This window comes from Rodentibacter haemolyticus, from assembly GCF_015356115.1.
GTDB classification, from domain to species: Bacteria; Pseudomonadota; Gammaproteobacteria; order Enterobacterales; family Pasteurellaceae; genus Rodentibacter; species Rodentibacter haemolyticus.
The window spans coordinates 634,133-655,893 of sequence record NZ_CP063056.1 but is presented as its reverse complement, the minus strand read 5'-3'; the positions used below and the strand labels follow the sequence as shown (position 1 = coordinate 655,893).

The 21,761-nt window shown below is 43.0% G+C and carries 11 protein-coding genes; 10 read left to right on the top strand and 1 reads right to left on the bottom strand.

The features are described from left to right. The first annotated feature begins 250 nt into the window (after positions 1 to 250). Positions 251 to 1,732 carry a YdgA family protein gene (locus IHV77_RS03245; RefSeq protein WP_194812711.1) on the top strand — a complete coding sequence of 494 codons (1,482 nt, stop codon included), beginning with the start codon at positions 251 to 253 and terminating at the stop codon, positions 1,730 to 1,732. Positions 1,733 to 1,819: 87 nt separating this feature from the next. Here the strand turns inward: IHV77_RS03245 and mgsA are convergent, their stop codons facing one another. Beyond that, entirely contained in the window at positions 1,820 to 2,278 is a 459-nt protein-coding gene (gene mgsA / locus IHV77_RS03240; RefSeq protein WP_194812710.1) for a methylglyoxal synthase, read from the bottom strand. 312 nt (positions 2,279 to 2,590) lie between these two features. Between mgsA and aceE the strand changes: the two genes are divergently transcribed. The 9 genes from aceE (at position 2,591) to dnaX (ending at position 21,277) form a co-directional block, all read left to right on the top strand. Continuing rightward, positions 2,591 to 5,248: a pyruvate dehydrogenase (acetyl-transferring), homodimeric type gene (gene aceE, locus IHV77_RS03235; protein WP_194812709.1), complete on the top strand. Its 2,658-nt coding sequence runs from the start codon at positions 2,591 to 2,593 to the stop codon at positions 5,246 to 5,248. Between the two features lie 62 nt (positions 5,249 to 5,310). Further along, positions 5,311 to 7,203: a pyruvate dehydrogenase complex dihydrolipoyllysine-residue acetyltransferase gene (aceF, locus tag IHV77_RS03230; protein WP_194812708.1), complete on the top strand. Its 1,893-nt coding sequence runs from the start codon at positions 5,311 to 5,313 to the stop codon at positions 7,201 to 7,203. Between the two features lie 91 nt (positions 7,204 to 7,294). Continuing rightward, on the top strand, positions 7,295 to 8,719 hold the full coding sequence (lpdA, locus tag IHV77_RS03225; RefSeq protein ID WP_194812707.1) for a dihydrolipoyl dehydrogenase: 1,425 nt from the start codon (positions 7,295 to 7,297) through the stop codon (positions 8,717 to 8,719). A gap of 164 nt (positions 8,720 to 8,883) precedes the next feature. Continuing rightward, positions 8,884 to 9,426 carry an NlpC/P60 family protein gene (locus IHV77_RS03220; protein ID WP_194812706.1) on the top strand — a complete coding sequence of 181 codons (543 nt, stop codon included), beginning with the start codon at positions 8,884 to 8,886 and terminating at the stop codon, positions 9,424 to 9,426. Between the two features lie 120 nt (positions 9,427 to 9,546). After that, positions 9,547 to 9,699, top strand: a complete 153-nt coding sequence (locus IHV77_RS03215) for a hypothetical protein (RefSeq protein WP_194812705.1) — start codon at positions 9,547 to 9,549, stop codon at positions 9,697 to 9,699. Positions 9,700 to 9,904: 205 nt separating this feature from the next. Next, complete coding sequence (locus tag IHV77_RS03210; RefSeq protein WP_194812572.1) at positions 9,905 to 10,780, top strand: OmpA family protein; 876 nt, start codon at positions 9,905 to 9,907, stop codon at positions 10,778 to 10,780. Positions 10,781 to 10,798: 18 nt separating this feature from the next. Then, on the top strand, positions 10,799 to 18,319 hold the full coding sequence (locus IHV77_RS03205; protein ID WP_194812704.1) for a hypothetical protein: 7,521 nt from the start codon (positions 10,799 to 10,801) through the stop codon (positions 18,317 to 18,319). Positions 18,320 to 18,652: 333 nt separating this feature from the next. Then, positions 18,653 to 19,195, top strand: a complete 543-nt coding sequence (gene apt / locus IHV77_RS03200) for an adenine phosphoribosyltransferase (protein WP_194812703.1) — start codon at positions 18,653 to 18,655, stop codon at positions 19,193 to 19,195. 9 nt (positions 19,196 to 19,204) lie between these two features. Continuing rightward, positions 19,205 to 21,277: a DNA polymerase III subunit gamma/tau gene (gene dnaX, locus IHV77_RS03195; RefSeq protein ID WP_194812702.1), complete on the top strand. Its 2,073-nt coding sequence runs from the start codon at positions 19,205 to 19,207 to the stop codon at positions 21,275 to 21,277. Positions 21,278 to 21,761: the final 484 nt, after the last annotated feature.

Genomic DNA, 21,761 nt, shown 5'->3' with positions numbered 1-21,761 from the left:
AAAATTTTAAAATTCAGTGTAATTTGCTACGAACTGTAAGATGTGGATATTCTTTTGTATTTCAAGAGAAAGTTTTAAAAAATTTTACTTTCTTCTTTAAAGTGCGGTCATTTCCGTTCTTGTTTTGCAAAATAAGAACGAACCGCTAAACTTCAAGAGGGAGAGTTGTAAAAATTTTGATAAAAGATGGTGAAATCTGAAAAGTGCGGTAGAATTGTGAGTAATTTTTAATGAGTCAAAAGGATAATTTATGAAAAAATCAAAAGTAGCGGTTAGCGTGGTTGCGTTGCTTGGCGTAGCTTGGATTGGTGGGGCGTGGTTTACCGGTAAAACGGCAGAAAGCGAATATAAGCGCCAAATTGAACTGACAAATCAACGCTTCCAAGCATTGAATGTGTCGGACTCTTTCAATGTTGTATTGAAAAATAAACAATTTGAACGCAGCCTGTTTAGTTCTCAAGTGGAAGATGAAATCGTGATTTCACTTCCGCAAGAACAAAAACAATGGACGATTCCCTTTTCAACCAAAATATATCATGGTCCATTGCCTCTTAACCAATTGGCCAAATTTAATTTAGTGCCGGCAATGTATGCGGCAGAAGGATTTATCGGACAGAATGAAACGACACAGCCATTGTTTGATGCAACGAAATCCGATAAGCCGATTCAATATCAGGCCTCTACCGGTTATGGTTTAGCCACGAAAGGCGGTTTGGTATTGGCTGCGGGTGAATTGTTAGATCAAAAATCAAACAATAAACTGACTTGGTCAAAAATGAATATGGATTTTGATGTGAATAAAGATCTTTCCGGTTCTTATCATTTTGCTGCCGATGAAATCGCTGCCGATTTATCTGATAATACCGAAAGCCGCGCTCATCAAAACAATTTAAAATCTTTGCGGGTGCAGTGGAAAGGGATGCAATATGATACGACTTTTGAGCCGACGAAATGGGCGTACCTCTACGCTGGGAAAGGTTCATCTTCGATTGAAAGTATGGTGATGACGAGTTTGGATAAAAATGGCAAGCCCTTTTCTTTTGCTGAGAAAGGTGTAAAAGGTATATCTGAAGTCAGCCTTGATGGTGAATTTGTCGATATAAAGGGTACGAGTTCAACGGACTCAATGATGATTGATGATAAAGCGTTGGGTAAAGTGATTTATAATTTTGAGCTTAATCATATTGAAGGCAATGCTGTAAATGCGCTTATGGAAGCATTTGTGAATATTTTGAGAACAGCGAAAGACGATAATGCAAATGTAGTCGTTAATCAAATTTTAGAAACTTGGTTTACTCAGTATGGTAAGGCAATTTTTGATAATCAGCCGCAGGTGAAGCTCAACCCGATTTCAATTTCCGATGAGCAGGGCAAATTATCCTTAGATTTAAATATTGCGCTTGCCCAAAATCCAACCTTTGATTTAATGCGTGGCAATCTTTACAAACAATTTAAAGATTTTGCGGTAGAGGTTTGGTTGGATAAAGCATCTGCTGAAAGCTTTCTTGCGAAGTTTGTACCGGAACAAGAAAGAGCAAATCTTAACACCCGGATAGAAGAATTAGCGATACAAGGTGCGGAAAACGGCGTTGTGGTGAATAGTGAGAAATCAGTGAGTATGAAACTTGCGCTTGAAAACGGTGAACTGAAATTAAATGGTAATGTTGTACCGGAAGAACAGGTTCAAGGTATTATCTTTATGTTGTTAATGAGTGCCTCAATATCACGTTAATTCACTATAGCGAAGGGGAGATAAAGTGATTTATCTCCTTTTTGATTTTTAAGTGCGGTTAAAAAACAACAAATTTTTATTCAAATTTTAGCCTAAACGTTCTTTTAAATACCCTTCATAATCGGGAATTTCAATTTCAACGTTTTGTGCAAACAAAGCGGAGGTAAGTAAGAAATCCGCAGATGTTTGGTTTATCGCAACGGGAATATTCCACACGGTTGCAATACGCATTAATGCTTTTACATCGGGATCGTGCGGAGCGGCGTTCATCGGATCCCAGAAGAAAATCATCATATCGATTTTCTTTTCTGCAATGAGACCGCCAAGTTGTTGATCACCTCCCATCGGTCCGCTTAATAACGGCTGAATGGTGAGGTTTGTTTTACGAGCCAGTAAATGTCCGGTAGTCCCTGTTGCATAAAGTTGATGCGCGGCGAGGGCGGTTTCGTGTTTTTGCACCCATTGAATCAGACTTTGTTTGCAATTATCGTGGGCGACAAGTGCAATGCGTTTATGTTGAGAAAGGGTTCGAAAAGTGGAGTTCATTTATTTATCCTTTTATTAAAAGAAACAATGAGCAGACTTTAGAGTAATCCTTATATGAATGCAATCTTTTACTGATTGCTCTGATTATCCGATGAAAACTTTTTGAAAAACGACCGCACTTTTCTGTAAATTGCACAAAGAGAACGCAGAGAAAAAATGACTTTGATGAAAATTCACTATCTTTATTTAAAAAAATCTTCTAAAATTTACAAGATTTGTTAAATGTTTGTAAAATTAAGGCAAGCATTTTTAATATTCGTGTTTGGCTTTCGGCTAAACTAACTTTCACTTGATAACAGATAAGGAAAACCTATGTCTGAGATTTTAAAAAATGACGTGGATCCAATCGAAACTCAAGATTGGTTACAATCATTGGATTCTTTGATTCGTGAAGAAGGCGTTGAACGTGCGCAATACATTATTGAACAGGTAATCGGTCAAGCACGTACTAATGGTGTTTCGTTACCGACAGGCGTAACCACAGATTATGTGAATACTATTCCTGTTTCCGAACAGCCGGCTTACCCGGGCGATCATGCAGTTGAACGCCGTATTCGTTCTGCCGTTCGTTGGAATGCGATTGCGATGGTCTTACGTAGTCAGAAGAAAGATCTTGACTTAGGCGGTCATATTTCTACTTTCCAATCTGCTGCAACGATGTATGAAGTGTGTTACAACCATTTCTTCAAAGCGGCAACCGAGAAAAACGGTGGCGACTTAATTTTCTTCCAAGGCCACGCTGCACCGGGTATGTATGCACGTGCATTTTTAGAAGGTCGTTTAACAGAAGAACAATTAGATAACTTCCGTCAAGAAGCGTTTGCGGATGGTTTATCTTCATACCCACATCCGAAATTAATGCCTGAATTTTGGCAATTCTCAACGGTTTCAATGGGTTTAGGCCCGGTCAATGCGATCTATCAAGCGCGTTTCTTAAAGTATTTAGATAATCGTGGTTTAAAAGATACAAAAGATCAAAAAGTTTATGCTTTCCTTGGTGACGGTGAAATGGATGAAATCGAATCCAAAGGCGCATTAACATTTGCGGCACGTGAAGGATTGGATAATTTAATCTTTACGGTAAGCTGTAATCTTCAACGTTTAGACGGCCCGGTAAACGGTAACGGCAAAATCGTTCAAGAATTAGAAGGTTTATTTACCGGTGCAGGCTGGGAAGTGATCAAAGTATTATGGGGTGGCAACTGGGATAAACTATTCGCCAAAGATACGTCCGGTAAATTGGCTCAATTAATGATGGAAGTGGTTGATGGTGACTACTTAACCTTCAGATCTAAAAACGGCGCTTATATTCGTGAACATTTCTTCGGTCGTTATCCTGAAACGGCGGCATTAGTTGCCGATATGACAGATGATGAAATTTGGGCATTACGCCGTGGTGCACATGATTCTGAAAAACTTTATGCCGCATACGCAAAAGCACAGAAAGCAACGAAACCAGTTGTTATTTTAGCGCAACAGGTTAAGGGTTATAAAATCCCTGAGGCGGAAAGTAAAAACACCGCTCACCAATCTAAAAAAATGTCTTATGAGAGCCTTAAAGGTTTCCGTGATTACTTCCAATTGCCATTAACCGATGAGCAAGTTGAAAATCTTGAATATATTAAATTCCCGGAAGGTTCCGAAGAGCACAATTACTTGCACGGACATCGCCAAGCATTGAACGGTTATGTTCCTGCCCGTCAAGCTAAATTTGACGTGGAGTACAAAGTCCCTGCATTAGAAGAATTTAACGCCTTACTTGAAGAGCAACCGCGTGGTATTTCAACGACGATGGCATTTACCCGTGCATTAAATATCTTATTAAAAAATAAAGATATCGGTAAAACGATTGTACCAATCATTGCGGATGAAGCCCGTACTTTCGGTATGGAAGGGTTATTCCGTCAAATCGGTATTTATAACCCGCATGGTCAAAACTATGTACCTTCGGATCGTGATTTAGTGGCTTACTATCGTGAAGCAAAAGACGGTCAAGTATTACAGGAAGGTATCAATGAGTTGGGGGCAACCGCTTCTTGGTTGGCTGCAGCTAATTCCTATTCTGTGAATAATCAACCGATGATCCCGTTCTTTATTTATTACTCGATGTTTGGTTTCCAACGTGTAGGCGATATGATGTGGGCGGCCGGTGACCAGCTGGCACGCGGCTTTATGATCGGTGGTACTTCGGGTCGTACGACGTTAAACGGTGAAGGCTTACAACACGAGGACGGCCACAGCCATATTCAAGCAGGTGTGATTCCTAACTGTGTCACTTACGATCCGGCATTCGCATTTGAAGTCGCAGTGATTATGCAAGACGGTATCAGCCGTATGTACGGCGAAAAACAAGAAGATGTGTTCTACTATATGACCACATTGAACGAAGTAATGGATCAGCCGGCAATGCCGGCCGGTGCGGAAGAAGGCATCCGTAAAGGTCTATACAAATTTGAAACGGTTGAAGGAAAAGGCAAAGGTCACGTTCAATTGTTAAGTTCAGGGGCGATTATGCGCCACGTTCGTGAAGCGGCACAAATCCTTGCAAATGACTACGGTGTTACTTCCGATGTATTCTCCGCACCGTCATTCAATGAATTGGCGCGTGAAGGACATGATGTTGCGCGTTGGAACTTATTACATCCAACGGCAGAACAACGTGTCCCTTATGTTGCACAGGTGTTAGACGATTTACCGACAGTTGCCGCAACCGACTATATTAAATCTTATGCGGATCAAATCCGTGCGTTTGTACCGACCAAACACTACCACGTGCTTGGTACGGATGGTTTCGGTCGTTCTGACAGCCGTGCAAACTTACGTGAACATTTTGAAGTGGATGCCCGTTATGTTGTGGTTGCCGCACTTTCTCAATTAGCGAAAGAAGGTACGGTAACAAATCAGGTTGTGGCGGATGCCATTGCAAAATTCGGTTTGAATGTCGATCGTATCAATCCGCTTTATGCGTAATTGATGGAAACTGCGGTCAAAAATACCTGTAAATTTGACCGCACTTTATTAAGGAACAAAAAATGTCAAAACAAATTCAAATTCCTGATATCGGTAGTGATGAAGTTACCGTCACAGAAGTAATGGTAAAAGTGGGTGATACCGTTTCGGTGGATCAAAGCATTATCAATGTAGAAGGTGATAAGGCTTCTATGGAAGTTCCTGCACCGGAAGCAGGTGTCGTAAAAGAAGTATTAGTTAAAGTGGGTGATAAAGTGACTACCGGCACACCAATGCTCGTTTTAGATTCTGCAGTAGAAGCGCCAGCTCAGCCTGTACCTACAACTGAATCGACAGCTGCACCAACGGCCGCAAGTGTTGAAGTCAATGTACCGGATATCGGTTCTGATGAAGTCAACGTAACGGAAATTATGGTGAAAGTCGGTGATTCTGTTGATGTTGATCAATCCATCATCAATGTTGAAGGTGACAAAGCCTCTATGGAAGTTCCGGCGCCAATCGCAGGTGTGGTGAAAGAAATTTTAATTAATGTCGGTGATAAAGTAACCACCGGCAAATTAATTATGAAATTTGAAGTTGCAGGCGCTGCAGCTACAGTTTCAGCGCCTGTTCAAGAAGCAACAGCAGCACCGGCTGCTACGGTTGCAGCTATTAAAGATGTGAATGTACCGGATATCGGGGGAGACGAGGTTAACGTAACCGATATTATGGTTTCGGTGGGGGATAAGGTTTCTGAAGAACAATCTTTAATCACCGTGGAAGGTGATAAAGCTTCAATGGAAGTACCTGCACCCTTTGCCGGCGTGGTAAAAGAAATCTTAGTGAAATCAGGTGATAAAGTATCAACCGGTTCATTAATTATGCGCTTTGAAGTTGCAGGTTCGGCACCTGCAACTCCTGTTGCACAAGCTGCTGCAGCGAGTGCACAACCGGAGCCTACTCCGGCAGCACAACCGACACAAAGCGGTAATGTTTCAGGTTTAAGTCAAGAACAGGTTGTCGCAAGTGCTGGTTATGCGCATGCAACACCGGTGATTCGCCGCTTAGCTCGTGAATTTGGCGTAAATTTAGACAGAGTAAAAGGTACGGGGCGCAAAGGTCGTATCGTTAAAGAAGATCTTGAGGCTTACGTTAAAACAGCGGTGAAAGCCTACGAAAGCAGTACGGCGGCAGTTGCTGCTGCAGGTAACGGTGTGGCAAATGGCGCAGGCTTAGGCTTATTACCATGGCCGAAAGTCGACTTCAGTAAATTCGGTGAAATTGAAGAAGTTGAATTAAGCCGTATCAATAAAATTTCAGGTGCGAATTTACATCGTAACTGGGTGATGATTCCGCACGTAACGCATTTTGATAAAGCCGACATCACGGATTTAGAAGTATTCCGTAAAGAACAAAACGCATTAGCCGAAAAACAAAAACTTGGCGTGAAAATCACACCGGTTGTGTTTATTATGAAAGCAGTAGCCAAAGCATTAGAAGCGTATCCACGTTTCAACAGTTCTATTACAGAAGACGCACAACGTTTAATTTTGAAAAAATACATTAATATCGGTGTGGCGGTGGATACTCCAAACGGCTTAGTCGTACCGGTTTTCAAAAATGTGAATAAAAAAGGGATTATTGAGCTGTCTCGCGAATTAATGGAAGTATCGAAAAAAGCGCGTGAAGGTAAGCTGACGGCATCCGATATGCAAGGTGGTTGTTTCACTATTTCCAGCCTTGGCGGTATTGGTACAACTCATTTTGCACCAATCGTAAATGCGCCTGAAGTCGCTATTTTAGGTGTGTCTAAATCTGCGATGGAACCGGTGTGGAACGGTAAAGAGTTTACGCCTCGCTTAATTCTCCCGATGTCATTATCTTTCGACCACCGAGTCATTGATGGGGCGGATGGTGCACGTTTCATTAGCTATATCGGTTCTGTATTGGCTGATTTACGTCGTTTAATTATGTAGTCGTAACGCCTCTCGATTGAGGGGCGTTTTTCACTTTTTCCTGATCGCTCAAAAGAGCGGTCAATAATTTCAACGTTTTTACGAGGTAAAAATGAGCAAAGAAATTAAAACCCAAGTTGTAGTACTTGGTGCAGGCCCGGCAGGCTATTCAGCGGCATTCCGTTGTGCGGATTTAGGATTGGAAACGGTTCTTGTTGAACGTTATGCAACGCTTGGCGGTGTGTGTTTGAATGTAGGCTGTATTCCGTCTAAAGCATTATTACACGTTGCAAAGGTGATCGAAGAAGCAAAACACGCCGAGAAAAACGGGGTTTATTTTAGTGAACCTAAAATTGATTTAGACCAAGTGCGAGCAGGTAAAGATGCGGTTGTAGCAAAATTAACCGGTGGTCTTGCCGGCATGGCGAAACAACGTAAAGTAACGGTAGTTGAAGGTTTGGCGACATTTGCTGATCCAAACACATTGGTTGCACGTGATCGTGATGGCAATCCGACCACCATCAAATTTGATAATGCAATTATTGCAGCGGGTTCCCGCCCGATTGAATTACCCTTTATTCCGCACGAAGATCCGAGAATTTGGAATTCGACCGATGCGCTTAAACTAAAAGAAATTCCGAAGAAACTTCTTATTATGGGCGGTGGTATCATCGGGTTAGAGATGGGGACGGTTTACCACGCATTAGGTTCGGAGATTGAAGTTGTCGAAATGTTTGACCAAGTTATTCCGGCAGCGGATAAAGATATGGTTGCAATCTACACCAAACAAATCGAGAAAAAATTCAAACTTATGCTTGAAACGAAAGTAACCGCCGTTGAAGCGAAAGATGACGGTATTTATGTTTCAATGGAAGGTAAAGCCTGTAACGATACCAAACGTTATGATGCGGTATTAGTGGCGATCGGTCGTGTGCCAAACGGAAAATTAATTGATGCAGGCAAAGCCGGTGTAGAAGTGGACGAACGCGGTTTCATTCACGTTGATAAACAAATGCGTACTAACGTACCGCATATTTTCGCTATCGGTGATATTGTCGGCCAACCTATGTTAGCGCATAAAGGGGTTCACGAAGGCCATGTTGCGGCAGAAGTGATTGCAGGACAAAAACACTATTTTGATCCGAAAGTTATCCCATCAATCGCTTATACCGAGCCGGAAGTAGCATGGGTGGGTAAAACCGAGAAAGAATGTAAGCAAGAAGGATTGAACTATGAGGTTGCCAAATTCCCATGGGCGGCTTCCGGTCGTGCGATTGCTTCCGAATGTTCGGAAGGGATGACCAAATTAATCTTCGATAAAGATACTCATCGTATTCTCGGTGGCGCAATTGTAGGTACGAACGGTGGTGAATTGTTAGGTGAAATCGGTCTTGCTATCGAAATGGGTTGTGATGCGGAAGATATCGCACTAACCATTCACGCACATCCTACTTTGCACGAATCTGTCGGTTTAGCGGCGGAAGTCTTTGAAGGTTCGGTGACAGATCTTCCGAATGCGAAAGCAAAGAAAAAATAATAAAGTTCTCATGATTATTAAAAAGGCAACGCATTATGGGTTGCCTTCTTTTTTGAGGGATTTATCACAGATTCACATAAAAGTTCGATTTTTAATTGGCTATTTTTCTTATATTTGATAACATCAAAGCCGTTTAATTGATACTTTGTTTATTTTTTTTCAATATGTTAAAGCGAATTTTAATGGTTGTCGGGTTGGTTATGTTTGCAACGGCTTGTTCAACGTCTGTTAATCAGGCTCAAAATGGGCGTATTTCAGAAAGTGGTGATGCGGAACTCACCGGCAAATTAGAAAAAGGGGAATCTAATCTCCATCATAAACTCAGGACAAATCGCCCTCGAACCGGTTTAATCGGTGATAAAGCTCTTGCCGGCGTTTACAATGAATGGGTCGGTACGCGTTATCGAATGGGGGGAACAAATAAACGTGGTATTGATTGCTCGGCATTTATGCAAACTGCATTTTGGTCTGCTTACGGCATTGAATTACCTCGCTCTACTGCCGAACAACGACATCTAGGGCGTAAAATCAGCAAACAAGAATTACAGAAAGGGGATTTAGTGTTCTTCCGTGGTAATAATCACGTTGGTGTTTATATTGGCAACAATCAATTTATGCACGTCAGTTCAAGTCAAGGGGTGACAATAAGTTCTCTAAGCGAAAACTATTGGGCAAGAACCTATACTCAATCTCGTCGTATTATGTAAAGTGCGGTCATTTTTATGAACGTTTTAATATAGAAAAAAGTCGGAAATATGATTTCGGATTTATCAAAGAAAGTATTTTTTATTTAGTAACACTATTAAAAACACTTTTATTTTAACAATATGAGACATACACTGATAATCACAGCACAGCACAGCACAGCACAGCACAGCACAGCACAGCACAGCACAGCACAGCACAGCACAGCACAGCACAGCACAGCACAGCACAGCACAGCACAGCACAGCACAGCACAGCATACTGTCATAGCGTAAATTTTTCTTCCTATCGGCAAAACCCAAGGCTGACGGTTTTTATTTATTAAAAACCGTCAGCCTTGGGTTTTTTGTTTTTTTATTAAACTCAAGTTACTGAAATTTATCAGCGCCTTGTACGAACCTTCCGTGCGATTTGGCGATATCGGTCGCCATTTGGCAAAAGGAAGTGAGTATCAAATTAAATCATAAAAAAGGACTACGTATGAAAAAAACATTGTTAGGAGTCGGGGTTGTGCTTGCGTTAAGCGGTTGTGCCCGTGATGCGAATCAACCTTTAGAACTATGGCATAATTTTAGCCAAACGAAATTAGAAACCCAACTCGGTGAAAATCAAGCCTTAGCGGTTTTTTATCGTCAAGATGATGCCCAAGGTGGCGCAACCAATATCTATGTTGATGGCGATTATCAAGCTTCACTGCTTCCGAATGCATACAGTGCCGTCGCTGTTTGTGCGGATAAACATTTATTCAGTACCTCCCTTAGCTCAAATCAACAATTCGGAAATCGAACCCAAGGGGCAAGCTACACCTTACCGGTGGGCGACATTGCTTATGTGAAAGTGTCTCAAGGTGCGAACGGCCAACCTTATTTAGCGCGAGTAGAGCCGTCAGTTGCCGAGCAAGAAATCGCCAACTTACCGAAAGAAAACCAAACCTTATCACGTGTTCCGAGTGCAAACAACTGCCAACCTCCGGTCGTGATTGCAGCGATAGCGGTAGATAGCAACGCATTATTTGCTTTCAACAAATTCGGTTACAAAGACATTCTTCCGGCGGGCAGAGAAAAATTAGAAAACTTTATGGCGCAGGTAAAAACCTTAAAAGTTTCTCACATTGTGGTGGGCGGTCACACCGATAATCTCGGTTCGGACAGCTACAACCAAACCCTATCTGAAAAACGCGCAAATAGCGTAAAACAACAGTTACAACAAGCGGGGATTACCGCACCGGTCAAAGCTATCGGTTTCGGTAAGAAAGAGCCGGTGGTCACGAATTGTTCCGCCTTAACCGGTGCGGCAAAAAATCAATGTAATTTACCTAACCGCCGTGTAGAAATTACCGTTTACGGTGAAAAATAATTGAAGAGAGGATAACTTATGTCAACTACATTAAAAGTATTAAGTGCAAAAAAAGTGATTGCCAGCCACGAAATTAACCGAGGTGAAGCACTGATTATCGAAGCGAGAGAGAAATCAAATTACCAATTAATTAACGATCAAACAGGGTTAGCCCCACAAAATATCATCGCCAAACGTGAAGGAAAAGATCTAAAACTTTTCTTAGAAGACGGCGATATGAGCGAAGATATCATCATCAAAAATTATTATGGAGATGAAAACAGCGAAGAAACCTCAAACTTAGTTGTCGGCCAACACGAAAACGGAGGTATCTATGCTTATGTACCGGAATCGGGTTTAAAATCCGATGCGGTGAGTATGTTGGCGGAACAAGTTGCCGCCCCACAAGCCTTGGGTGGTGAAGACTTAGGCAGCGCATTTTGGGCGTTTAACCCATGGTGGTTATTAGCATTAGTACCACTTGCAGCAGGCATTGCGATTGCAGCACATGATAGTGGCGGAAGTGGTAGCAATAACAACAATAATAATGTGAATACGGACACCGCAGCGGATAGTCCGAAATTAACACCGGAAAATAACGGCTCGGTAAAAGTAAAACCGGGTGCGGATAATACGAAAGTTGAGATTAAATATACTGACGAAGACGGTAACGAAAAAACGGCGACAGTCACGAAAGACAGCAAGGGTAATTGGACATCGGATGATCCGAATGTAATTGTTAATGACGACACTTTTACGATTCCGGCAGATAAAGTGAAAGACGGTTCAACAGTTATTGCAGAAGGGACGGACGATGCCGGAAATAAAGCTAAAGTCAGTGATAAGGCTAAATCAGATCCAAGTATTGAGCCACAACCACAACCTCAGCCACAACCGCAGGATACCAGTGCGGATAAGCCGGTATTAACACCGGAAAATAACGGCTCGGTAAAAGTAAAACCGGGTGCGGACAACACCAAAGTTGAGATTAAATATACTGACGAAGACGGTAACGAGAAAACGGCGACAGTCACGAAAGACAACAACGGTAATTGGACATCGGCTGATCCAAATGTGGTGATTAACAATGATGACACCTTCACAATTCCTGCGGATAAAGTGAAAGACGGCGAACCGGTGAATGCGAAAGGTACCAATGAAGCAGGCTGCACGGCGGATGCGGATGCGGTGAATGCAGGCACGAATAATGATCCGGCGGATAAACCAACCATCACTTCACCGGATAACGATGGCAAAGTGACCGTTGAGCCGGGTGCGGACAACAACAAAGTGGAAGTGACGTTTAAAGACGAAGACGGAAACGACAAAACCGTTGTTGCAGAAAAACAAGCGGACGGTAGCTGGAAAGTCACTAACGATGATGGTACGGGAGCAACCGTTGAAGACGGTAAAGTCGTTATCCCTGCGGATAAAGTGAAAGACGGCGAACCGGTGAATGCGAAAGGTACCAATGAAGCAGGCAGCACGGCGGATGCGGATGCGGTGAATGCAGGCACGAATAATGATCCGGCGGATAAACCAACCATCACTTCACCGGATAACGATGGCAAAGTGACGGTAGAACCGGGTGCGGACAACAACAAAGTGGAAGTGACGTTTAAAGACGAAGACGGAAACGACAAAACCGTTGTTGCAGAAAAACAAGCGGACGGTAGCTGGAAAGTCACTAACGATGATGGTACGGGAGCAACCGTTGAAGACGGTAAAGTCGTTATCCCTGCGGATAAAGTGAAAGACGGCGAACCGGTGAATGCAAAAGGTACCAATGAAGCAGGCAGCACGGCGGATGCGGATGCGGTGAATGCAGGCACGAATAATGATCCGGCGGATAAACCAACCATCACTTCACCGGATAACGATGGCAAAGTGACGGTAGAACCGGGTGCGGACAACAACAAAGTGGAAGTGACGTTTAAAGACGAAGACGGAAACGACAAAACCGTTGTTGCAGAAAAACAAGCGGACGGTAGCTGGAAAGTCACTAACGATGATGGTACGGGAGCAACCGTTGAAGACGGTAAAGTCGTTATCCCTGCGGATAAAGTGAAAGACGGCGAACCGGTGAATGCAAAAGGTACCAATGAAGCAGGCAGCACGGCGGATGCGGATGCGGTGAATGCAGGCACGAATAATGATCCGGCGGATAAACCAACCATCACTTCACCGGATAACGATGGCAAAGTGACGGTAGAACCGGGTGCGGACAACAACAAAGTGGAAGTGACGTTTAAAGACGAAGACGGAAACGACAAAACCGTTGTTGCAGAAAAACAAGCGGACGGTAGCTGGAAAGTCACTAACGATGATGGTACGGGAGCAACCGTTGAAGACGGTAAAGTCGTTATCCCTGCGGATAAAGTGAAAGACGGCGAACCGGTGAATGCAAAAGGTACCAATGAAGCAGGCAGCACGGCGGATGCGGATGCGGTGAATGCAGGCACGAATAATGATCCGGCGGATAAACCAACCATCACTTCACCGGATAACGATGGCAAAGTGACGGTAGAACCGGGTGCGGACAACAACAAAGTGGAAGTGACGTTTAAAGACGAAGACGGAAACGACAAAACCGTTGTTGCAGAAAAACAAGCGGACGGTAGCTGGAAAGTCACTAACGATGATGGCACGGGAGCAACCGTTGAAGACGGTAAAGTCGTTATCCCTGCGGATAAAGTGAAAGACGGCGAACCGGTGAATGCAAAAGGTACCAATGAAGCAGGCAGCACGGCGGATGCGGATGCGGTGAATGCAGGCACGAATAATGATCCGGCGGATAAACCAACCATCACTTCACCGGATAACGATGGCAAAGTGACCGTTGAGCCGGGTGCGGACAACAACAAAGTGGAAGTGACGTTTAAAGACGAAGACGGAAACGACAAAACCGTTGTTGCAGAAAAACAAGCGGACGGTAGCTGGAAAGTCACTAACGATGATGGTACGGGAGCAACCGTTGAAGACGGTAAAGTCGTTATCCCTGCGGATAAAGTGAAAGACGGCGAACCGGTGAATGCAAAAGGTACCAATGAAGCAGGCAGCACGGCGGATGCGGATGCGGTGAATGCAGGCACGAATAATGATCCGGCGGATAAACCAACCATCACTTCACCGGATAACGATGGCAAAGTGACGGTAGAACCGGGTGCGGACAACAACAAAGTGGAAGTGACGTTTAAAGACGAAGACGGAAACGACAAAACCGTTGTTGCAGAAAAACAAGCGGACGGTAGCTGGAAAGTCACTAACGATGATGGTACGGGAGCAACCGTTGAAGACGGTAAAGTCGTTATCCCTGCGGATAAAGTGAAAGACGGCGAACCGGTGAATGCAAAAGGTACCAATGAAGCAGGCAGCACGGCGGATGCGGATGCGGTGAATGCAGGCACGAATAATGATCCGGCGGATAAACCAACCATCACTTCACCGGATAACGATGGCAAAGTGACGGTAGAACCGGGTGCGGACAACAACAAAGTGGAAGTGACGTTTAAAGACGAAGACGGAAACGACAAAACCGTTGTTGCAGAAAAACAAGCGGACGGTAGCTGGAAAGTCACTAACGATGATGGCACGGGAGCAACCGTTGAAGACGGTAAAGTCGTTATCCCTGCGGATAAAGTGAAAGACGGCGAACCGGTGAATGCAAAAGGTACCAATGAAGCAGGCAGCACGGCGGATGCGGATGCGGTGAATGCAGGCACGAATAATGATCCGGCGGATAAACCAACCATCACTTCACCGGATAACGATGGCAAAGTGACCGTTGAGCCGGGTGCGGACAACAACAAAGTGGAAGTGACGTTTAAAGACGAAGACGGAAACGACAAAACCGTTGTTGCAGAAAAACAAGCGGACGGTAGCTGGAAAGTCACTAACGATGATGGTACGGGAGCAACCGTTGAAGACGGTAAAGTCGTTATCCCTGCGGATAAAGTGAAAGACGGCGAACCGGTGAATGCAAAAGGTACCAATGAAGCAGGCAGCACGGCGGATGCGGATGCGGTGAATGCAGGCACGAATAATGATCCGGCGGATAAACCAACCATCACTTCACCGGATAACGATGGCAAAGTGACGGTAGAACCGGGTGCGGACAACAACAAAGTGGAAGTGACGTTTAAAGACGAAGACGGAAACGACAAAACCGTTGTTGCAGAAAAACAAGCGGACGGTAGCTGGAAAGTCACTAACGATGATGGCACGGGAGCAACCGTTGAAGACGGTAAAGTCGTTATCCCTGCGGATAAAGTGAAAGACGGCGAACCGGTGAATGCGAAAGGTACCAATGAAGCAGGCAGCACGGCGGATGCGGATGCGGTGAATGCAGGCACGAATAATGATCCGGCGGATAAACCAACCATCACTTCACCGGATAACGATGGCAAAGTGACGGTAGAACCGGGTGCGGACAACAACAAAGTGGAAGTGACGTTTAAAGACGAAGACGGAAACGACAAAACCGTTGTTGCAGAAAAACAAGCGGACGGTAGCTGGAAAGTCACTAACGATGATGGCACGGGAGCAACCGTTGAAGACGGTAAAGTCGTTATCCCTGCGGATAAAGTGAAAGACGGCGAACCGGTGAATGCAAAAGGTACCAATGAAGCAGGCAGCACGGCGGATGCGGATGCGGTGAATGCAGGCACGAATAATGATCCGGCGGATAAACCAACCATCACTTCACCGGATAACGATGGCAAAGTGACCGTTGAGCCGGGTGCGGACAACAACAAAGTGGAAGTGACGTTTAAAGACGAAGACGGAAACGACAAAACCGTTGTTGCAGAAAAACAAGCGGACGGTAGCTGGAAAGTCACTAACGATGATGGTACGGGAGCAACCGTTGAAGACGGTAAAGTCGTTATCCCTGCGGATAAAGTGAAAGACGGCGAACCGGTGAATGCGAAAGGTACCAATGAAGCAGGCAGCACGGCGGATGCGGATGCGGTCAACGCGGGAACAGATTTAGAGTATAAATATACTGCACCAGATGTTGTTGCAAATGATGATGGTTCAGTAACAATTACTCCTAAAGAAAGTGATGCTACATCAATGACAATTACTTATATCGCACAAGATGGTAGTGGAGAGAAAACAGTTACAGTAACCAAGCAAACTGACTTAACGGATCCAGCGAATCCGGTAGAATATTGGACTATAAATGATCCTTTGGTTTCTATTAATGCATCAACAGGTGAAGTCATTATTCCAGCAAATGTTGTGCAGGATAATTCAGATGTAAAAGCAACTGAAACTAATGGTACGGATACTAGTGAGGAAGCAAAAGCTACGGCATTGCCTGATCCGATTCCACCGACAATTTCAACCGAGGTAAAAGATAATTTGGCTGATGATACTACTGATGCTGCATCGATTTTACAATCTTTAGATAGTAATGATCCTGCATTGCCAAGTTATATTGGTACAGTAGGTTCAAATGGCTTGAAAATTGATGTGAGTACGACAGAAAAATTACAAGCGATTAAATCCTTAGCAGATGGTTTAACGAATGATAATACGCCAGATGTAACCTTCACTTTAGATACCGCGTTAAATTCTACACATACGATTAAATTCTATCGTGTTCAAGTGGAACAACAAATGGTTGATCAACTAGATGATAACGGTAATGTTATTTCGGGTTCTGATAAAGTATTACAAGAAACCGTTTTCAATCGTGTGGAAATGACTGCAACGCCATCATCTGATGGTTTAAACTATAAATTGAATACAGACAATCTCCCTGAAACTTACGGTACACAATATCGTTATATTGCAGAAGTAACAGATAGAGATGGAAATGTCGTTCAAACAACGAGCCAAGATATTTACTTAGATACCTTAGTCGATTCAATGGAAGTGACTTCTACAACGGCAGGTCCACAATCCGGTTCTATTTCTGCAATGACCTTTAGTGTAAGTAAGCGTTCAGAAGTTGGTGCAACGATTCGTATTAAATATAATGATATGGCTGGCACACCACAAACTGTAACTGCGACAGATAATGGCGATGGAACTTATACGGTTGATTTCAGCCAATCAGGGTTATTTAATCGCTATGATACGACAGGAATGCAAGTTGAAGTGATTGATGCTGCGGGTAATATTAGTACAACGAAAACGATGATGCTTCGTAACTTGTTCTCCAATATGGATGAAACAACTGGGCCGGATCCAGCAACGCCAAATCGTTTTAATGTTGACACAATAGCAAATGTCGCTATTCGTCAGCAGACAAATGCCAATGGTTTCAAATTTACTGAGGGTAATGATCATTTGATCGTAGGTCTTGGTGAATATGAAGGTAGAACAGTAAATGGTAATATGGCTTCAATGGTTGGCGGTGGTCAGTTAAACGTAAATACTGGCGCTGGTGACGATCATATTCAATTACGTGGTAACCTACAAACTTGGCGTGGTGGTAAGTTAAATATGGGTGAAGGAAATGATAAGCTCACATTTAATACAGCTGAAATTGCGACAGGTGGTCAATACAATATTGATATGGGTGAAGGAAATAACCAAATTCTTATCAATGGTGCAGTAAATAACGGGGCTACTATTGTTGCCACATTTGGTAGTGGTAACGATATTGTATCTGCCAAATCAAACTTGGATGGTAGTGGTTCATCAAACTATAACTTTGGTGATGGAGATAACCGTTTAGAAGTGGGTGGTTATATTACGAGAGCACAAACTTTTGCCTTTGGCTCCGGTAATGATGTGGTTCAGGTAAATGGTAATGTTGATGCTGCAACCATTACATTGGGAGCAGGAAATAATCTTGTTCAAGTCGGAGGGCGTGTACAAGCAGGGGCAACTATTACTGCCGAAGATGGTAACGATGTCGTGGTACTTGGTCAGCTTCGTGGCACAGGTTCTACCACAGTAAATTTAGGTGGTGGAGATGACAGTTTAACCGTTGATGTATTAGCAGCTGGTTTTGGTAAAGCGGAACTTGGAGATGGTAACGATTTTGCTAAAATTCGACTTGCTGACGGCGGTACACTTGATATGGGCGCTGGTGATGATACTGTTGAGATTGTTACCCTTTCCCGTACTGGTGTCGAGCTTGGGGATGGTGATGACAAGATCACAATTTCCGGCGATATTAGTGGAGCATCTTATATTGATGGTGGTGCAGGTACTGATACATTGTATCTATCCAAAGCTGGCGGTGATTATTCAATGAGCTATATTCGTAATGTGGAAACCATTGATTTAACCGCAACAGGTCGTCAAAACCTTGATGTGAACTTGAATTATCTGAAAGATAGTAAAGATACGATTGATAAAATCTATATTAAAGGGACATCAGAAGATACCGTTGATTTGGGTGCGAATAATGGTATCAATGATCTCACCCCTAACTTGAGAGATACTTCAAATGGTATTGCTGGCGGTAATGTGGGCGATTGGGCTAAAGCGAAAACCGAAGTGGTGGATGGCGTAGCCTACGATGTTTACACTTATTCAAGTCAAAACCAAGGTGTGTCAGATCAACTTGTGTATGTACAACAAGGTGTTCAAGTTATCTAATAATATTTATTAGAAGCTTTTAACTAAATCCTCCAAATATTCTTGTTTGGAGGATTTTGTGTAAAAGTAAGGTCAATCCCCGACAATTCATTTTATTTCAGTATTATTCTCTTCTCCATATCGTGTTGTTTTATTTGGGATTTATATTATTACCGAGCATAGGAGCATCATACTGACTGTTCCTTTGACATAATATAAGAAGAAATTCAGTAAAATCAAAAGCTTAAACAGGCATTCCAATATCCTATATGAATCTTCCATTTTTCTTTCTATTTTGTGATAGAATGCCAGCCTAAAAAAACTTGATTTTGTCTCTTGCAATTGAGCTAATTTATGAACACACAACTTGAACTCATTAAATCTTCCATTAAATCCATTCCTAATTACCCGAAAGAGGGAATTATTTTTCGTGATATCACCACCTTATTAGAAGTGCCGGCGGCGTTTAAATCGGCGGTTGATTTGATTGTGGAACAGTATCGTGACAAAAATATTACTAAAGTAATCGGTACTGAGTCTCGCGGTTTTATTTTTGGCGCACCGGTTGCCCTTGCTTTAGGCTTGCCTTTTGAATTAGTGCGTAAACCGAAAAAATTGCCGCGCGAAACCATTTCTCAATCTTATCAATTAGAATATGGTGAAGACACTTTAGAAATGCATACGGATGCCGTTTCTGCCGGTGATAACGTTTTAATTATTGACGATCTATTGGCAACCGGTGGCACGGTTGAGGCAACCGTAAAATTGGTTGAACGTTTAGGCGGAAAAGTGAATCATGCCGCATTTGTCATCAATTTACCGGAACTCGGCGGAGAAAAACGTTTAACCGATCTCGGCGTGAATTGTTATACTTTAGTTAATTTTGAAGGTCATTAATAACAGCAAATGAGCTACCAAGTCTTAGCCCGAAAATGGCGACCTCAAACCTTTGAAAATGTGGTGGGACAAGGACATATTCTCGCCGCACTTTCTAATGGTTTGAAAACACAGCGTTTGCACCATGCTTACCTTTTTTCCGGTACTCGTGGTGTGGGGAAAACTTCCATCGCACGCCTGTTTGCCAAAGGTTTAAATTGTATTAAAAACGGCATTACGGATCATCCTTGCGGCGAATGTGAAAATTGTAAAGCCATTGAGCAAGGCTCGTTTATCGATCTTATTGAAATTGATGCCGCTTCACGCACAAAAGTTGAAGATACGCGCGAGTTATTGGATAACGTACAGTACAAACCGGTGGTCGGGCGTTTTAAAGTGTACTTAATCGATGAAGTGCATATGCTATCGCGCCATTCTTTTAATGCGTTACTGAAAACCTTGGAAGAGCCGCCCGAATACGTCAAATTTCTGCTTGCCACAACCGATCCGCAAAAATTGCCGGTCACGATTTTATCCCGTTGTATGCAATTTCATCTTAAAGCCTTAGATGAAGCGCAAATTTCACAACATCTTGCCCATATTCTCACCCAAGAACACATTGATTTTGAGCCCTTGGCGTTAGATAAATTAGCCAAAGCGGCACAAGGGAGCATTCGTGATAGTTTAAGTTTAACGGATCAAGCCATTGCGATGGGAGATCGTCAAGTAACGGTGGATGTTGTTAATGCAATGCTAGGTTTACTGGACGATACCCAAGCCATAGAGATCATTTATGCGCTACATCAAGGCAATGGCGAACGCTTGATGAAAACCCTTCAAAACGTGTCTGAAAAAGCAGGTGATTGGGACGAGTTATTGTCAGAAGTTGCGGAAAAACTCCATCAAATCGCTTTAATGCAGTTATTACCGAAAAATATCGGCAATGAGAATGAACACCTTTCATTTCTTGCAAAACATATCGCACCGGAAGATGTGCAATTTTTCTATCAAGTGATTGTTGCCGGCAGAAAAGAATTGAGTGCCGCACCGAATTATCGTACAGGCGCAGAAATGACTTTATTGAGGGCATTGGCATTTCACCCAAAGTTCCTTACGGCAGCACCAAAGGCGAATCAGCCTGAAGATCATCCGCATATTGAAAAAAGTGCGGTCGAAAATCAAGGCGGTTATATTGATGTGCCGGTGTTGTCGCAAAACATCAAATCCACTTACGGGGCGAGATCCTCTCACTCGGTTTCTTCTACAAATCAAGATCTAAATCTTGCCGGATTCGCCGCTTTAGATGCCTTAAAACAGCTTAATCAAATTGAAGCGAACGAACGCCAAGTTCATCAACAAGGCATACAGAATGCCGTGGCGGAAGCCTTGCATCGAGTACAGCAATTAGACGAACAAAAAACGCAGCGAAAAATGACCGCACTTCCCGTGCGTGAAATGACACCACCGAAGAAAACCGCTTTAACCGCACCGCAAATGGCACCGATAGAACCGCAAAATATCCAAACTCTTGAGAATACAATGGAGGATAATGCGGATCGGGAACAAGAAGATCCGGAAATTTTAGATGCGGAAACTTATCGCTGGGAATGGCGTAACCCGGAACTTGCCAAAGTGGAAAACGCCGTCCGCCCTTCCGATATTAAGCAGGCAATCTTAAATGAGATGACCCCGGAATTACAGTCTCGAATTACTGCGATCACAAGGGAACTTGATGAATGGACGGATATGATCGAAGGTTCCGGCATTAGCGGTTTTTCTAAAGAAATTGCCATGAACTGTTTCTTACTTGATAAAACGGAAAATAAAATCACCCTAGGATTGCATTCTGAAAAAGCACATTTACACCAAACCCGCAACATAAAAGAACTAGCAGAATCCTTTGAGCGTCTTTATGAGACTCCGATTAACATTGAAATTCAATTGGATGATCGGAATATCGTCACGCCAATAGATATTCGCAAGCAGGTTTACCAAGAATTACGCGAACAAGCACGCAACGCTTTACAACAAGATAAAAAATTGCAGCGTTTACAAAAAGAATTTGATGCGAAATTGGATGTGGATAGCATTTGTCCGGTGTAAAAGTTTTTATCCTTAGATAATATTGTTCTTCGTAAGAAAACACTGAGAAAACTTCGGTATTATGTATCAGTTGCACAAAGCGCTTTGATATTTCTTGGGGTAGGGGGGGCAACTAGTTGCCCACCATTGAAATATCGTAATTAGAAAGGTGGGCAAAAATTTGCCCACCTTACAGGAACGATGGTATTTACGATGTTTTGTGCAATTGCTACATAATACCGGAAAACTTAGTGAAAACAGCGCATTGATCTGAAATCTTATAAAATACCTAGCATTATGTAGATTTTGTACAAATCATTTTAGGGGCTGTATTGCATACGCTCTGATAAATCTTCTTATGAAATTAGGCGTATACAATACGCCTCTACCAATATAATGAAATTCTTTTGTACAACTGATACATAATACCGAAGATGCCCTCAATTTTGACCGCACTTTTGCTTATTACGGCAAATAACCACATTCCATTTTAAAAGGATTTTCT

Coding starts and splice junctions, on each gene's coding strand:
- IHV77_RS03205 (WP_194812704.1), top strand. CDS start 10,799: ATGTCAACTACATTAAAAGTATTAAGTGCAAAAAAAGTGATTGCCAGC.
- lpdA (WP_194812707.1), top strand. CDS start 7,295: ATGAGCAAAGAAATTAAAACCCAAGTTGTAGTACTTGGTGCAGGCCCG.
- IHV77_RS03210 (WP_194812572.1), top strand. CDS start 9,905: ATGAAAAAAACATTGTTAGGAGTCGGGGTTGTGCTTGCGTTAAGCGGT.
- mgsA (WP_194812710.1), bottom strand. CDS start 2,278: ATGAACTCCACTTTTCGAACCCTTTCTCAACATAAACGCATTGCACTT.
- IHV77_RS03245 (WP_194812711.1), top strand. CDS start 251: ATGAAAAAATCAAAAGTAGCGGTTAGCGTGGTTGCGTTGCTTGGCGTA.
- IHV77_RS03220 (WP_194812706.1), top strand. CDS start 8,884: ATGTTAAAGCGAATTTTAATGGTTGTCGGGTTGGTTATGTTTGCAACG.
- IHV77_RS03215 (WP_194812705.1), top strand. CDS start 9,547: ATGAGACATACACTGATAATCACAGCACAGCACAGCACAGCACAGCAC.
- apt (WP_194812703.1), top strand. CDS start 18,653: ATGAACACACAACTTGAACTCATTAAATCTTCCATTAAATCCATTCCT.
- aceE (WP_194812709.1), top strand. CDS start 2,591: ATGTCTGAGATTTTAAAAAATGACGTGGATCCAATCGAAACTCAAGAT.
- aceF (WP_194812708.1), top strand. CDS start 5,311: ATGTCAAAACAAATTCAAATTCCTGATATCGGTAGTGATGAAGTTACC.
- dnaX (WP_194812702.1), top strand. CDS start 19,205: ATGAGCTACCAAGTCTTAGCCCGAAAATGGCGACCTCAAACCTTTGAA.